Annotated in this window: 9 protein-coding genes; 2 read left to right on the forward strand and 7 right to left on the reverse strand. The window is 64.5% G+C overall.

The window, feature by feature from the left end:
* Positions 1-146: 146 nt before the first annotated feature.
* The 3 genes from P9230_RS01875 to P9230_RS01885 form a co-directional block, all read right to left on the reverse strand.
* The gene (locus tag P9230_RS01875; protein ID WP_278117182.1) at positions 147-1520 is read right to left on the reverse strand and encodes a 3-deoxy-7-phosphoheptulonate synthase class II; all 1374 of its coding nucleotides are present in this window, start codon (positions 1518-1520) and stop codon (positions 147-149) included.
* A 212-nt stretch (positions 1521-1732) separates the two neighbouring features.
* Entirely contained in the window at positions 1733-5230 is a 3498-nt protein-coding gene (mfd, locus tag P9230_RS01880; protein WP_278117184.1) for a transcription-repair coupling factor, read from the reverse strand.
* A 7-nt stretch (positions 5231-5237) separates the two neighbouring features.
* Positions 5238-5525, reverse strand: a complete 288-nt coding sequence (locus P9230_RS01885; RefSeq protein ID WP_067000926.1) for a succinate dehydrogenase assembly factor 2 — start codon at positions 5523-5525, stop codon at positions 5238-5240.
* Positions 5526-5618: 93 nt separating this feature from the next.
* Between P9230_RS01885 and recG the strand changes: the two genes are divergently transcribed.
* On the forward strand, positions 5619-7727 hold the full coding sequence (gene recG, locus P9230_RS01890; protein WP_278117187.1) for an ATP-dependent DNA helicase RecG: 2109 nt from the start codon (positions 5619-5621) through the stop codon (positions 7725-7727).
* Here recG and P9230_RS01895 read toward each other — a convergent pair.
* The 4 genes from P9230_RS01895 to P9230_RS01910 all read right to left on the reverse strand — a co-directional run bounded on the left by P9230_RS01895 (position 7679) and on the right by P9230_RS01910 (position 13044).
* A complete protein-coding gene (locus P9230_RS01895; RefSeq protein WP_278117189.1) occupies positions 7679-8434 on the reverse strand; it encodes a DUF502 domain-containing protein in 756 nt (251 codons plus the stop codon). The two genes, recG and P9230_RS01895, sit on opposite strands and share 49 nt — an antisense overlap.
* A gap of 292 nt (positions 8435-8726) precedes the next feature.
* Complete coding sequence (gene glmS, locus P9230_RS01900; protein ID WP_278117191.1) at positions 8727-10550, reverse strand: glutamine--fructose-6-phosphate transaminase (isomerizing); 1824 nt, start codon at positions 10548-10550, stop codon at positions 8727-8729.
* A 232-nt stretch (positions 10551-10782) separates the two neighbouring features.
* Entirely contained in the window at positions 10783-12150 is a 1368-nt protein-coding gene (gene glmU / locus P9230_RS01905; protein WP_095802209.1) for a bifunctional UDP-N-acetylglucosamine diphosphorylase/glucosamine-1-phosphate N-acetyltransferase GlmU, read from the reverse strand.
* A gap of 147 nt (positions 12151-12297) precedes the next feature.
* Positions 12298-13044 carry a cytochrome c biogenesis CcdA family protein gene (locus P9230_RS01910; RefSeq protein ID WP_067000319.1) on the reverse strand — a complete coding sequence of 249 codons (747 nt, stop codon included), beginning with the start codon at positions 13042-13044 and terminating at the stop codon, positions 12298-12300.
* 406 nt (positions 13045-13450) lie between these two features.
* On the opposite strand from P9230_RS01910, the gene topA reads away from it, so the two are divergent.
* Entirely contained in the window at positions 13451-16018 is a 2568-nt protein-coding gene (gene topA, locus P9230_RS01915) for a type I DNA topoisomerase (RefSeq protein ID WP_067328149.1), read from the forward strand.
* The last annotated feature ends 3 nt before the right edge of the window (positions 16019-16021 follow it).

Raw genomic sequence — 16021 nt, forward strand, 5'->3', positions numbered from 1 at the left:
CCACAAATAATTTGTTGTGTTGTGTTGGTCCTAAAAAAATATTTTTTTTTCCCCGGGGCGGGGCCGGCCCCCCCCCCCCCCCCCCCAAAAAAACACCGGGGGTTCCCCCCCCCCCCCCCCCCCCGGTTCGATCGCTGGCAAGCGGCTCAGGCGTTGGCGGCTTGCTTGTGCTGGATCGTATGGCTTTTCTTGAGCAGATCCGAGACCAGAAAGGCCAGTTCGATCGCCTGGTCGGCATTGAGGCGCGGATCGCAATGGGTGTGATAGCGGTCCTGCAGGTCTTCCGCCGTGATGGCCCGGGCGCCGCCGGTGCACTCGGTGACGTTCTTGCCGGTCATCTCGACATGGATGCCGCCCGGATGCGTGCCTTCGGCGCGGTGCACCTCGAAGAAGGTCTGCACTTCCTTCAGGATACGGTCGAACGGCCGCGTCTTGTAGCCGGCCGCCTCGATCGTGTTGCCATGCATCGGATCGGAAGACCACACCACGTTGCGGCCCTCCTTCTTCACCGCCCGCGCCAGCTTCGGCAGATGCTCGGCGACCTTGTCGGAGCCGAACCGCGCGATGAGCGTCAGCCGTCCGGGCTCATTCTCGGGGTTGAGCAGGTCGATAAGCTCCAGCAGGCCGTCCGGCGTCAGCGACGGACCGCATTTCAGGCCGAGCGGATTCTCGATGCCGCGGCAATATTCGACATGCGCATGGTCGGGCTGGCGGGTGCGGTCGCCGATCCAGATCATATGGCCCGAAGTCGCGTACCAATCGCCGGAAGTCGAATCGACGCGGGTCAGCGCCTCCTCGTAGCCGAGCAGCAGCGCCTCGTGGCTGGTGTAGAAATCGGTCTCGCGCAGCGCGAAATTGGTTTCCGACGTGATGCCCACCGCGCGCATGAAATCCATCGTCTCGGTGATGCGGTTGGCGAGCGATTCGTATTTCTCGCCCTGCGGGCTGTCGGCAACGAAGCCCAGCATCCAGCGATGCACGTTCTCCAGGCTGGCATAGCCGCCTTGCGCGAAGGCGCGCAGGAGATTGAGGGTCGCCGCCGACTGGCGATACGCCATCTCCTGCCTTGCGGGATCCGGGATGCGCGACGCGGCGTCGAACTCGATGCCGTTGATGATGTCGCCGCGATAGCTCGGCAGCGTCACGCCGGCCTTGGTCTCGCTGTCGGAGGAGCGCGGCTTGGCGAACTGGCCGGCGACGCGGCCGACCTTCACCACCGGCTGCGCGCCGGCGAAGGTGAGCACCACCGACATCTGCAGGAAGACGCGAAAGAAGTCGCGGATGTTGTCGGCGCCATGCTCGGCAAAGCTCTCGGCGCAGTCGCCGCCCTGGAGCAGGAAGGCCTCGCCGGCGGCGACCGCCGCCAGTTGCTTCTTCAGCTTGCGCGCTTCACCGGCAAACACCAGCGGCGGATAGGTGGTGAGCCGGGCTTCCGTGGCCTCCAACGCCGCAAGGTCCGGATAGGCCGGAACCTGCTTGATCGGCTTTGCTCTCCACGAATTCGGCGACCATTTTGTCATCGCTGCACCCAAAACTCTTCAGAGCAATTCCAGGAAAACTGTGAACGGTTTCCGTCCGGAATTGCGTCAAAACAAACTGGCGAGCGGTCTCGCTCGCCATTCCCACCCCAATCAGAGGTCGCGGCTCCTTACACGAAGCCGATTTTCTATTCTAGCCGGGAATTTCAGCAGTGGCGAATGCCTTGAACTGCTCGGATGCCGGTCTGGAGCCGTCAGGCAGCTTTGTCGACCAGCCGCGCCAATTGAGTCATGACAACAGCCGAGCCGGCCAGCCGCTTCTCGGCATTCGGCCAGTCACGCATGAAGACGACGCTGTGGTCGGCCCTGATCTTGGCCAGCGAGCCCTGCTCGCCGATGAATTTGACCAGTCCGACCGGATTGGGGAATTCGCGCTTGCGGAAGTGGATGACGACGCCCTTGGGGCCGGCATCGAGCTTCTCGACATTGGCCTTGCGGCAAAGCGCCTTGATGAAGACGATCTTCAACAGATGCGTCACTTCTTCCGGCAGCGGCCCGAAGCGGTCGATCAGCTCGGCGCCGAAGCCGTCGATCTCCTCGGTGGTCTCCAAGTCGCCAAGGCGGCGGTAGAGCGCCATCCTGAGCTGCAGGTCCGGCACATAGCTCTCCGGGATCATCACCGCGGTGCCCACCGCGATCTGCGGCGACCAGCCGCCATCCAGCACTTCGCCGGAATCCTTCACTTCGGCCACCGCTTCCTCCAGCATCTGCTGGTAGAGCTCGAAACCGACCTCCTTGATGTGGCCGGATTGTTCCTCGCCGAGGAGATTGCCTGCGCCGCGGATATCGAGGTCGTGGCTGGCAAGTTGGAAACCAGCGCCGAGCGTATCGAGCGACTGCAGCACCTTGAGCCTGCGCTCGGCCGTATCGGTGAGCTTGCGGTTGGCCGGCAGCGTGAACAGCGCATAGGCTCGCACCTTCGAGCGGCCGACGCGGCCGCGCAACTGATAGAGTTGGGCCAGACCGAACATATCGGCTCGGTGGATGATGAGCGTGTTGGCGGTCGGAATGTCGAGGCCGGATTCGACGATAGTCGTCGACAGAAGCACGTCGTACTGGCCGTCATAGAAGGCATTCATGATGTCGTCGAGTTCACCGGCCGGCATCTGGCCGTGGGCGACCGCTACTTTCAGTTCCGGCACGGATTCTCTCAGGAAATCATGGATTTCGGCAAGATCGCTGATACGCGGCACGACATAGAAGGAATGGCCGCCGCGGTAGCGCTCGCGCAGCAGCGTCTCGCGGATGACCAGCGGATCGAAGGGCGAGATGAAAGTGCGCACCGCCATGCGGTCGACCGGAGGGGTGGCGATCAGCGACAGCTCGCGAACACCGGTCAGCGCCAACTGCAGCGTGCGCGGAATCGGCGTCGCCGAAAGTGTCAGCACATGCACGTCGTTCTTGAGCTCCTTCAGCCGCTCCTTGTGCTTGACGCCGAAATGCTGCTCCTCGTCGATGATCAGCAGGCCGAGATTTTTGAAGGAGATCGAGCTACCGAGCAGCGCGTGCGTGCCGACGACGATGTCGACCGTGCCGTCGGCGACGCCCTTCTTGGTCTCGGCCAGTTCCTTGGAGCCGACCAGGCGCGATGCCTGCGCGACGCGGATCGGCAGGCCGGAAAAGCGTTGCGAGAAGGTCTTGAAATGCTGCCGCGACAGCAGCGTCGTCGGCACCACGACGGCGACCTGGAACCCTTCCATCGCCGCGATGAAGGCGGCGCGCAGCGCCACTTCCGTCTTGCCGAAGCCGACGTCGCCGCAAACCAGCCGATCCATCGGCTTGCCGGCGCCGAGATCGTCCATGACGGAATCGATTGCCGTCTGCTGGTCGTCGGTTTCTTCATAGGGAAAGCGCGCCGCGAACTCGCCATAAAGGCCGTCGGCCGGAATCATGGCGGGTGCTGCGCGCATCTGCCGCTCGGCGGCGATGCGGATCAATTGCCCGGCCATGTCGAGCAGCCGCTTCTTCAGCCGCGCTTTGCGCGCCTGCCAGGCGCCGCCGCCGAGCTTGTCGAGTGGCGCTTCCGCCGAATCCGAACCGTAGCGTGAGAGGAGCTCGATGTTTTCGACCGGCAGGAACAGCCGGTCGTCGCCGGCATAGTGGATTTCGAGACAGTCATGCGGTGCGCCGACCGCTTCGATGGTGCGCAGACCAATGAATCGGCCGATGCCGTGGTCCGCGTGAACGACGATGTCGCCGGATGACAGCGACGATGCTTCGGCAATGAAGTCGGAGGCACGCTTTTTGCGCTTGGAGCGGCGGATCAGCCTGTCGCCTAGAATGTCCTGTTCGGCGACGACGACCATCCCGTCGGTCTCGAAGCCGGATTCGAGCGGCAGCACGGCAAGACCGGCCTGCCTCGGCTCGAGCTTTTCGACCTCGGAAAGAGTCGCCACCGGTTTCAGGTTGCCGAGATGATGCTCGGCGAGGATCTGGCCGAGGCGGTCGAGCGAGCCCTCGGTCCAGCCGGCGACGATGACGCGGCGGCGCGCGGCGCGCTCGTCGGCAATATGCTTCACCACCACGTCGAAGACATTGCTGTTCGGGTCGGCGCGCTCCTCGGCGAAGCTGCGGCCTTGCCGCGAGCCCGCATGGAAGACCTTCTTGCCGCCGACATCGGGTGCGTCGAAAACGGTGAAATCAATGTCCTCGCGCGGTCCGAGCGAGGCTTTGAGATTTTCCGGCGAGAGATAGAGCAGATCCGGCGCCACCGGCTTATAGGGCACGGCATCTTTCAGCGCGCCGTCAGCCTGCTTCCGCCGCGCCTCATAGTGATCGAGGATCAGCGTATGGCGCTCGGCCAGCGCCTCATGCGCGAGATGATCGAAGATGACAGGCGCGTCCGGCAGATAGTCGAACACCGTCTCCAGTTGCTCGTAGAAGAAAGGCAGCCAGTGCTCCATGCCGGCAAAGCGCCGTCCTTCGCTGACGGCTGCGTAGAGCGCATCGTCGCGCGACGGCGCGCCGAAGGCTTCGATATAGGAGCGGCGGAAGCGGCTGATCGTTTCCGGCGTCAGCGCCACCTCGCTCATCGCCTGCAGCGCCATCGACTTGCGCTGGCCGGTCGTGCGCTGGGTCGCCACGTCGAAGACGCGGATCGATTCCAGCGTGTCGCCGAAGAAGTCGAGCCTCAGCGCCTCGCTCCAGCCGGGCGCGAAGAGGTCGAGAATGCCGCCGCGCACCGCGAACTCGCCGACGTCGCGCACGGTCGGCACGCGCTCGAAACCGGAATTCTCCAGCCGCGCGATCAGCACGTTCATGTCGATCTGGTTGCCGGGCTTGGCGTGGAAGGTCTGCGCCTCGATCAGTTCGGCCGGCGGAATGCGCTGCAAGAGCGCATTGGCCGTCGTGAGGATAACGGCGCGGTGCGGCTTTTTCGCCAGCGCAACGATGGCGGAGAGCGCGTCGAGGCGCCGCGCGGCGGCATCCGCGCCCGGCGAGACACGATCGTAAGGCAGGCAGTCCCAGGCAGGCAGTTCCAGAACCGGCAGGCCGGGAGCGGCAAAGGCGAGCGCATCGATGATCGCCGGCAGCCGCTGGCCGTCGCGCGCGACGAACAGCACCGGCTTGTCGGGCGCGATCTCCTGCGCCGTCCGCGCCAGCGCGAAAGCTTCGTAACCGTCGGCGACGCCATCGACGATGAACTGGCCGGCGCGGCCCTTCGGCAGGCCAATGGAGGGAATGAGACTCATGCTTCTTTCAAAATGTCATGGTCCGGCGCGACGCCAGGATCTTCTGCAGCACCGCGCAATCGATATCGGGCGGAACCGGGCGCTCGCCGGTGATCATCGGCAGGAATTCGGTGTCGGGGATTTCGAGGAGCTTTTCATATTGGTCGATTTCGTCGGCGGTCAAGGCGCCGATCTCGGCATCGGCGAAGGATCCCAGGATGAGATCCATCTCGCGCATGCCGCGATGCCAGGAGCGGAACAGCAGCTTGCGGCGGCGGACGTCCAGGCCCTCGCTTGATCGCTGTGTTCCGGTCATCGCGCTACATCCCTGTTCGAAGCGGCGCATATAGCGTGGATAGCGATTGGTGTCAGCCTTTGCGCTGCGGCCTCCGCGACATAAGCTGACGAGATGCGTCCTTCCATCCTCGATCCCCTGTTCGTCCCGATCACCTCGCTCGCCGGCGTCGGCCAGAAGGTCGGGACCATGATCGAACGTGTCGTGCCGGCCGATCTCGGCGACCGCGCCGCGCGCGCCGCCGATCTTCTGTTCGTGCTGCCCAACACGGTTATCGACCGCCGCAATCGGCCTGGCATCGCGCTAGCGGCCGAAGGCCAGATCGTAACACTCGAGGTGCGGGTCGACCGTCACCAGCCGCCGCCGCGCGGCAACAGGTCCGTGCCCTACCGGATCTACGCCCATGACGACACCGGTGAGATCGCCTTGACCTTCTTCCATGCCCATGCCGCCTATCTGCAGAAGATGCTGGCTGAGGGCGAGCGCGTCGTAATCTCCGGCCGCATGGAATGGTTCAACGGCCGCCCGACCATGGTTCATCCCGACCATATCGCGCCGCTCGACGAGGCCGAGGGCCTGCCGCTGGTCGAGCCCGTCTATCCGCTAACCGCCGGCCTGTCCGCAAAAGTGCTGCGCCGCGCCATCGGACAGGCGCTCGGCCGCTTGCCGGAACTGCCGGAATGGCAGGACGACGCCTTCATGCGCCGCCACACCTTTCCGTCCTTCGGCGATGCGCTCACCCGCATCCACTATCCCAAGGACCCGATCGACGTTGCCGTCGAGGGTGCGGCCTGGCGGCGCCTGGCCTATGACGAGCTCCTGGCAGGGCAGGTGTCGCTGGCGCTGGTGCGCGCCAGAATCCGCCGCCTTTCGGGCCGGCCGCTGGTCGGCGACGGGCGCGTTGTCGAGAAACTGCGCGCTGCCCTGCCCTACAAGCTCACCCCCAGCCAGGAATTCGCGCTCGGCGAAATCAACGCCGACCTGGCCGACCCCGAACGCATGCTGCGTCTGCTGCAGGGCGATGTCGGCTCCGGCAAGACGGTGGTCGCGCTGCTTGCCATGGGGCGCGCGGTCGAGGCAGGCGGCCAGGCTGCGCTGATGGCGCCGACCGAAATCCTGGCGCGGCAGCATCTGGCGACCATCGCCCCGCTGGCGGAAAAAGCCGGCCTCAGCGTCGCCGTCCTTACCGGCCGCGAGAAGGGCCGCGAACGCGCCGAAACACTGGAAGGCCTCGCCAGCGGTGCGATCGACATCGTTGTCGGCACGCACGCGCTGTTCCAGGAGACGGTGACCTTCCACGACCTCGTGCTTGCCGTCGTCGACGAGCAGCACCGCTTCGGTGTCCACCAGCGTCTCGCCATCACCGCCAAAGGCGACGCGCCCGATATGCTGGTGATGACGGCGACGCCCATTCCGCGCACGCTGGTGCTGACCGCCTTCGGCGACATGGATGTCTCGAAGCTCACCGAAAAGCCGGCGGGCCGCCAGCCGATACGCACCGTCACTTTGCCAATGGAGCGGCTGGACGAGTTGGTCGGGCGCATGGTCGACGCCGTCGCCGAGGGTCAGAAGATCTACTGGATCTGTCCGCTGGTCGAGGAATCCGAAGAGATCAAGCTGATGTCGGCGGAAGACCGCTTCGCTTCACTGAAGCCGCTCTTCGGCGAACAGATCGGCCTCGTCCATGGCCGCATGAAAGGGGCAGAGAAGGACGATGCGATGCGCGCTTTCAAGCAGGGCGAAACGCGCATATTGATCGCCACCACCGTCATCGAGGTCGGCGTCGACGTGCGGGACGCCACGATCATCGTCATCGAGCATGCCGAGCGCTTCGGCCTTGCCCAGTTGCACCAGCTGCGCGGCCGGGTCGGGCGCGGCGACAAGCCATCGTCCTGCGTGCTGCTCTACAAGGATCCGCTCGGTGAGACGGCGAAGCGCCGGCTGTCAGTGATGCGCGAGACGGCGGACGGCTTCCGCATAGCCGAGGAGGATCTGAAGCTGCGCGGCGAAGGCGAACTGCTGGGCACCCGCCAGTCCGGCACGCCAGGTTTCCAGGTCGCGCGCATCGAGTTCCATGCCGACCTGCTGGAAGCCGCCCGCGACGACGCACGGCTGATCCTGTCGCGCGACCCCGAATTGCAGTCTGGGCGCGGCGAGGCGCTGCGGCTGTTGCTCTACCTGTTCGGGCGCGACGAGGCGGTGCGGCTGCTGCGCGCCGGCTGAGCCGCGCCCAGCGCCGGATTGGCAAGCGGCCCTTCGATCGGCTCGCCGTTCAGCGTCACCAGCTTGGCCTTGACCTCCGGCGCCACCATGCCGGCCGAAACGATCAGCTTGGCGCCGTCCTCGATCGTCATGTCGAGCAGCACGATCTCGGATTTATAAACATACATCAGGAAGCCTGTGGTCGGGTTCGGCGTGCAGGGCATGAACACCGCGACCAACGGATCGCCTTCCTGGTCGAGCTTCTGGTTGATCTCGGTTTCCTTCTCGCTGGCGACGAAGACCAGCGACCAGACTCCCTTGCGCGGATATTCGACCAGCCCGACCTGGCGGAACATGTCGCCCTTGTTCGACAGCACCGTCTCGAAAATCTGCTTCAGGGAGCGGTAGATACCGCGCACCAGCGGCATGCGGCCAAGCAGCCGCTCGCCGAAATTGACGATTGCGCGGCCGACGATGTTGGCCGTCATGAAACCGATGAACGTGATCAGCACCAGCGCCACGATCAGCCCGAAACCGGGGACCGGAAACGGCAGATAGGTGTCGGGGTTGTAGCGGGCGGGAATGTAGGGCTTCACCCAGGAATCGACCCAGCCGATGAGCGACCAGGCGATATAGGCGGTGATCGCCAGCGGCGCGCAGACGATGAAGCCCGTCAGGAAATAATTCCTGAGCCGGGTCATGCCAGAGGTCTTCAGGGCGTCGGACATAGGATCACCGCGGCGCAGATTGCGGTTGAACTTTAGTGAACCGCAATTCGGTTTGGAACTGCGAAGTTTTTAAAGAGCGCTCTCTATGAAGCGGCTTTCAGCGTTCCAAATGGAAGCTCCTGCGTTCGCGACTGGCTGCAACACCCCTTCCCTTCGTCATCCACGCGCGGAGCAAGGAGCGAAGCGACGCGGCGTAGACCCAGGATCCATTCCGCGACGCCCCTCGAGGAGTGAAAGGGCCATCGGCAAGCCATACTTCGAACTACGGTGCCCAAAAGAAGCAGTGACAGTGCTATTCCACCGTGACCGATTTCGCCAGATTGCGGGGCTGGTCGACATCGGTGCCCATGAACACCGCGGTGAAATAGGCGAGCATCTGGATCGGCAGCGCGTAGATGATCGGCGCGATGATCTCAGGTACTTCGGGCAGGATGATCGTCTCCATCGACTTGATGCCGGCCTGGGCCGCGCCCTTGGCGTCGGTGATCAGGATGATCTTGCCGCCGCGCGCCGCGACTTCCTGCATGTTGGAAACCGTCTTTTCGAAGATGCGGTCATGCGGCGCGATCACGATAACCGGCATGTTCTCGTCGATCAGCGCGATCGGTCCGTGCTTCAGCTCGCCGCCGGCATAGCCTTCGGCGTGGATGTAGGAGATTTCCTTGAGCTTCAGCGCACCTTCCATGGCTAGTGGAAAATTGGTGTCGCGGCCGAGATAGAGCACATCCTTGTAGCGGGACAGCTCACGCGAGATGCGTTCGATCTGCTCGTCGAGCTTCAGCACCTGTGTGGCAAAGCGCGGCGCCTCGGAAAGCTCCCGCACCAGCCGCTTCTCCTCATCGCGCGAGATCGTCCCGCGCGCCACGCCGGCCCGCACTGCGAGCGAGGCCAGCACGGAGAGCTGGCAGGTGAAAGCCTTGGTCGAGGCGACGCCGATCTCCGGCCCGGCAAGCGTCGGCAGCACGACGTCGGATTCGCGCGCCATGGTCGATTCGCGCACATTGACGACCGCGCCGATCTTCATGTCGGCCTGGCGGCAGTAGCGCAGGGAAGCCAGCGTGTCGGCGGTCTCGCCCGACTGCGAGATGAAGAAGGCCGCGTCATTCGCTGACAACGGCATCTCGCGGTAACGGAATTCCGAGGCGACGTCGATGTCGACCGGCAGCCGCGCATAGCGCTCGAACCAGTACTTGCTGATCAGCCCGGCCAGATAGGCGGTGCCGCAGGCCGAGAGCGCCAACCGGCCGATCTTGGCAAAGTCGAAGGGCAGATCGAGCGGCCTCGACACGCCGGAGACGAAATCGACATAATGCGCCAGCGTGTGCGAGATCACCTCCGGCTGCTCATGGATTTCCTTTTCCATGAAATGGCGGCGGTTGCCCTTGTCGACCATGAAGCTGGTCGAGAGCGACTGCTGGCGCTTGCGGTCGACCTTCTTGCCGTCGGCGTCATAGATGGTGACGCTGTTGCGACGCACTTCCGCCCAGTCGCCATCTTCGAGATAGGTGACTGCGTTGGTGAAAGGCGCCAGCGCGATCGCGTCCGAGCCCAAAAACATCTCGCCGTCGCCATGGCCGACGGCAAGCGGCGGACCGTTGCGGGCGCCGACGATCAGATCCTCGTCGCCCTTGAACATGATCGCCAGCGCAAACGCGCCCGAGAGCCGCTTCAGCGCCTGGTGCGCTGCCTGGACCGGCTTCAGCCCCTTGGCGAGCTCCCGCGCGACCAGATGCGCGACGACCTCGGTGTCCGTCTGAGAGGCGAATTTGTAGCCATCGCGGGAGAGCTCGTCGCGCAGCTCGGCGAAGTTCTCGATGATGCCGTTGTGGACAATCGCGACGCCTTCGGAAAAATGCGGATGCGCATTGGTCTCGTTCGGCACGCCATGGGTCGCCCAGCGGGTATGGCCGATGCCGATCGTGCCTTCCAGCGGATCTTCTTTCAGCCGGCGTTCGAGATTGATCAGCTTGCCTTCGGCGCGGCGGCGGCCGAGCGTGCCATTCTCGATGGTGGCGACGCCGGCCGAGTCATAGCCGCGATATTCGAGCCGCTTCAGCGCATCGACGATCAGCGGCGCGACCTGTGAATGGCCGACAATTCCAACGATACCGCACATATGCTGCCCCCGATTCCCCGCGAAAACCCAGCGCTATTTACGGATGGCCGGCCTGCCGCGAAAGTCACTTTGCGTTTCGTTCGGTGTCACCCGGAACGGTTTTGCGACTGATGCACCATGACACGCCGCGCTTGCAATCCGGTTACTGCAAATGGTTGGTTTTTCGCGGCGCGGTGCTCGATCATTTATGGTTGGCGCCAGCGGCGCCGGCCCAGCAAACGTCCTTTGACGATCATTCCGCGGCTCTTTTCTTCGCCGCGGCCGCCGACGCGAAGCGCTCGCGCAATTCCTTGCCTTTTCTGGGCAGCGTCTTTTGGCGGGCGCGGCCGAAGGCCAGCGCATCGTCGGGCACGCTCTCGGTGATCACGCTGCCCGAAGCGATGTAGCCACCCTTGCCGATCGTGACCGGCGCCACCAGCGCGGAGTTGGAGCCGACGAACGCGCCCTCGCCGATATCGGTGAAGAATTTGGAAAAGCCGTCATAGTTGCAGGTGATGGTGCCAGCGCCGATATTCGCCCCAGCACCGACCCGCGCGTCGCCGATATAAGTCAGGTGGTTGACCTTGGCGCCTTCCTCGATCGTTGCCTGCTTGACCTCGCAGAAATTGCCGACCTTGGCCTTTTGCCGCAGATCGGCGCCCGGCCGCAGCCGCGCGAACGGCCCGACATCGCAATTGGAAGCGATCGTGGCGCCTTCGATATGGCTGAAGGCGTGGATTTTCGCCCCTGAAGCGATCTTGACGCCCGGGCCGAACCAGACATGCGGCTCGACAATCGTATCGGCACCGATCTCGGTGTCGTGCGAGAAGTAGACGGTTTCAGGCGCGATCAGCGTCACGCCGGCAAGCATCGCCTCGCGCCGCTGGCGCGCCTGCCAGATAGCTTCCGCCTCGGCGAGCTCGGCCCGGTTGTTGATGCCGAGCGCGCTTTCGAAGCTCGCCTCCGTGGCCACCACATCGAGCCCGTCCGCGCCGGCGAGCTCGACGATGTCGGTGAGATAGAACTCGCCCTTGGCATTGTTGTTACCGACCTTGTCGAGCAGCCGAAGCGCCTGGTTGCCGGCCACCGCCATCATCCCGGCATTGCAGAAGCCGAGCTTTTTTTCCGCCTCGGAGCAGTCCTTCTCCTCCCTGATGGCGACGAGACGCCCGCCCTTCTCGATCAGCCGGCCGTATCCCGTCGGATTGGGCGGGCGGAAGCCGATCACCGCAACGGCAGCACCCTCCGCCAGCTTCTGCCGCGCGGCAGCCAGCGCTGCCGCATCGATCAGCGGCGTGTCGCCGAACATGACGAGGATGTCGTCGTAGCCCTTCGCTATCGCTTCGCGCGCGGCAAGCACCGCATGGGCCGTGCCGAGCCGCTTCTCCTGCACGAAGGTCTCGGCTTTCGGCGCGAATTTCTGCACCGCCTTCCGCATCTCGTCGGCGCCGTGGCCGATCACCAGCGCCAGACCCGTTGCCCCGGCGGCCTCAGCGGCCTTCACCACATGAGCCACCATCGGCAGGCCGGCAATGGCGTGCAGCACCTTGGGCATCGCGCTCTTCATGCGCGTACCTTCGCCGGCGGCGAGGATGACGGACAGGCAGGATCTCTGGCTCATAGGGCAACCGTATGAAAGGATTCAAATCATCGCATGCTAGCAGCGGCGTGATGCTGCACCAATGCGGTTAAATTCCGGTGAGACAGCGGATCACCTGGACTCTTGATCGGCGGGTCCACAATTCGATCCTGTGCACGAAGTGGCAGATCACCCGAGCCGCCCGAGCGCCGGGAAGTTTTCCAGCAGCCAGTAGGATGCGCTCTGCACGCCACCGGTGAGAAAAAACACGCCGGCGACGACGAGCAGCGCGCCGATCGCTTTTTCCACGCGACCGAGATGGACGCGGAATTTTCCCAAGAAGCGCATGAAGGCGCCGGAAAACAGCGCCGCGATCAGGAAGGGGATGCCGAGCCCGAGCGAATAGGCGGCGAGCAGCAGCGCGCCCTCGCCCACCGTCTCGCGGCCGCCGGCTAAAGTCAGGATCGGCCCCAGCACCGGGCCGATGCAGGGCGTCCAGCCGAAGGCAAAGGCCAGCCCCATGACATAGGCGGCGATCATGCTGGCCGGCTTGCCCTGCGACTGGAAGCGCGCCTCGCGCGACAAGAGCGGGATGCGCACGATGCCGAGGAAATTCAGGCCCATGATGATGATCAGCGCGCCGGCCACCATCGCCAGCGGTTCCTGCCAGACGCGCAGCAGCCGGCCGATCGTCGAGGCGCCGGCGCCAAGCGCGACGAAGACGGTCGAGAAGCCGAGCACGAAGGCAACAGAGGCATAGAGCAGCGCGCCACGTGCGCCTTCGCGCGCCGTCGCGCCGGCGTTGCCGCGGAAATCGTCGACCGAAACGCCGGCCATGTAGCAAAGATAAGGCGGCACCAGCGGCAGCACGCACGGCGACAGGAACGAGATCGCCCCGGCTCCGACCGCGCTGACATAGCCGATGTCCAATGCCATTTCACGATGCCCCGGTTGTGCTGGCGCCGATATAGCGATGCCGGCGCCCTCGTGCCAATCACCATTGTGTGGCGCGTGGTCGCTAGCCGAGGAAGAAGCGGCGGCCGCTGCGCGTTCAATGGATGGCGCGCCAGTGCCGCGTGCCGTCCGCGTACCGCCGGGCCGATGCTGGTTCTGTCGGCGACTCCCCTCGGTAAAAGACCGAACCAAGACACGATCCGTCGGTGCGCCAAAAAATGTGTTCTCCGCCATACACTCTAAGAGTGTATCGCTGTCGGCCAGTTCGCAAATTGGGCCTGTCCCCTTGACCGATTGCAAAAGCACGGCCATGTGAGCGACGAAAAGAGTGGGATTTCGTCGTGCGCCGCGGAGCTCTTCCGCCGCCTCACAGCTGATAAGAGACCTCATGGACGTCGTCGTCGTCGAATCGCCGGCCAAGGCGAAGACAATCAACAAATATCTGGGCAAGAACTATAAGGTCCTGGCCTCGTTCGGCCATGTCCGCGATCTGCCGGCCAAGGACGGCTCGGTGCGCCCGGACGAGGACTTCGCCATGTCCTGGTCGGTAGACACCGCCTCCGGCAAGCGCCTCGCCGACATCGCCAAGGCGGTCAAGGACGCCGACGGGCTGATCCTCGCCACCGACCCGGATCGCGAGGGCGAGGCGATTTCCTGGCATGTGCTGGAAGTGCTGAGGCAGAAGCGCGCGCTGAAGGACAAGCCGGTCAGCCGCGTCGTCTTCAACGCCATAACAAAGACCTCGGTAATGGAGGCCATGGCCAATCCGCGCCAGATCGATGCGCCGCTGGTGGACGCCTATCTCGCGCGCCGCGCGCTCGACTATCTCGTCGGCTTCACCCTCTCGCCGGTGCTGTGGCGCAAGCTGCCGGGCGCCCGTTCCGCCGGGCGCGTGCAGTCGGTGGCGCTGCGGCTGGTCTGCGACCGCGAATCCGAGATCGAGCGCTTCGTCCGCGAGGAATACTGGCAGATCGCCGCCATCCTCAACACGCCGCGCAACGACAGTTTCGAGGCGCGGCTGACCGCCTATGCCGGCAAGAAGCTGCAGAAGCTCGACATCGCCAACAAGGCCCAGGCCGACGACATCAAGGCGATGCTCGAAGGTGCGACCTTCAAGGCGCTGTCGGTCGAAGCCAAGCCCACCAAGCGCAATCCGGGCCCGCCCTTCACCACCTCGACGCTGCAGCAGGCCGCCTCCTCGCGGCTCGGCTTCTCGGCCAACCGCACCATGCAGGTGGCGCAGAAGCTTTACGAAGGCATGGATGTCGGCGGCGAGACCGCCGGCCTCATCACCTATATGCGAACCGACGGCGTGCAGATGGCGCCGGAGGCGATCACCGCGGCGCGCGATGCCATCGCCAGCGAGTTCGGCGCGAAATACCTGCCCGAAAACCCACGCTATTATTCGGTCAAGGCCAAGAACGCCCAGGAAGCGCATGAGGCGATCCGCCCTACCGATTTCAAGCGCACGCCGGCATCGGTCAGGCAATATCTCGATGCCGATCAGGCGCGCCTCTATGAGCTGATCTGGAAGCGCGCGATCGCCAGCCAGATGCAGCCGGCCGAGATCGAGCGCACCACGGTCGAGATCGAGGCGGTCAACGGCGCCCGCACCGCCGAGCTTCGCGCGGTCGGCTCGGTCATCCGCTTCGACGGCTTCATCGCCGCCTACACCGACCAGAAGGACGAGGACGCGGAGGACGAGGAAAGCCGCCGCCTGCCCGAGATCCGCGCCGGCGAGCAGCTTGCCCGCGAGGCGATCAACGCCACCCAGCACACGACCGAGCCGCCGCCGCGCTATTCCGAGGCGTCGCTGATCAAGAAGCTGGAAGAGCTCGGCATTGGCCGGCCGTCGACCTACACGGCGATCCTGAAGACGCTTGAGGACCGCGACTACGTCGCCATCGACCGGCGCAAGCTGGTGCCGCAGGCCAAGGGCCGGCTGCTGTCGGCCTTCCTCGAAAGCTTCTTCGAGCGCTATGTCGAATATGACTTCACAGCCTCGCTCGAGGAAAAGCTCGACGAGATCTCCGACGGCAAGCTCGCCTGGAAGGACGTGCTGCGCGACTTCTGGAAGGATTTTTCGGGCGCCGTCGACGACATCAAGGAACTGCGCGTCTCAGACGTGCTCGATGCGCTCAACGACGAGCTGGCGCCGCTGGTGTTCCCCGCGCGGGAGGACGGCTCAAACCCGCGCGTCTGCCCGAAATGCGGCACCGGCAACCTGTCGCTGAAGCTCGGTAAGTTCGGCGCCTTTGTCGGCTGCTCGAATTATCCGGAATGCTCCTATACCCGCCAGCTTGGCGACGCCGCCAATCCCAACGGCGAGAACGGCAACGGCGACGACGGCGTCAAGCTACTCGGCAAGGATCCATACACCGCCGAGGAGATCACGCTCCGGAGCGGCCGCTTCGGCCCCTACATCCAGCGCGGCGAAGGCAAGGACGCTAAGCGCTCGAGCCTGCCCAAGGGCTGGACCGCCGAGTCGATCGACCATGAGAAGGCGCTGGCGCTGCTGGCATTGCCGCGCGATGTCGGTAAGCATCCGGAAACCGGCAAGATGATCTCGGCCGGTCTTGGGCGGTACGGACCCTTCGTGCTGCACGACGGCACCTACGCCAATCTCGAAAGCATCGAGGACGTGTTCTCGATCGGCCTGAACCGCGCCGTTTCGGTGATCGCCGAGAAGCAGCAGAAGGGCAAGGGCGGCCGCAACGGGAGCACGCCGGCTGCGTTGAAGGAACTGGGCGAGCATCCCGACGGCGGCGGCAAGATCGTCGTGCGCGACGGCCGCTACGGACCCTACGTCAATTACGGCAAGGTCAATGCCACGCTGCCCAAGGGCAAGGATCCGCAATCGGTGACGATGGACGAGGCAATCGCCCTGATTGCTGAGAAGGAAGCCAAGGGCGGAGGCGGCAAGAAGCCGTTCCGCCGGGCGGCAAAGAAAGGATAGCAC

It is taken from the genome of Mesorhizobium sp. WSM4887 (genome assembly GCF_029625865.1).
Lineage (GTDB): Bacteria > Pseudomonadota > Alphaproteobacteria > Rhizobiales > Rhizobiaceae > Mesorhizobium.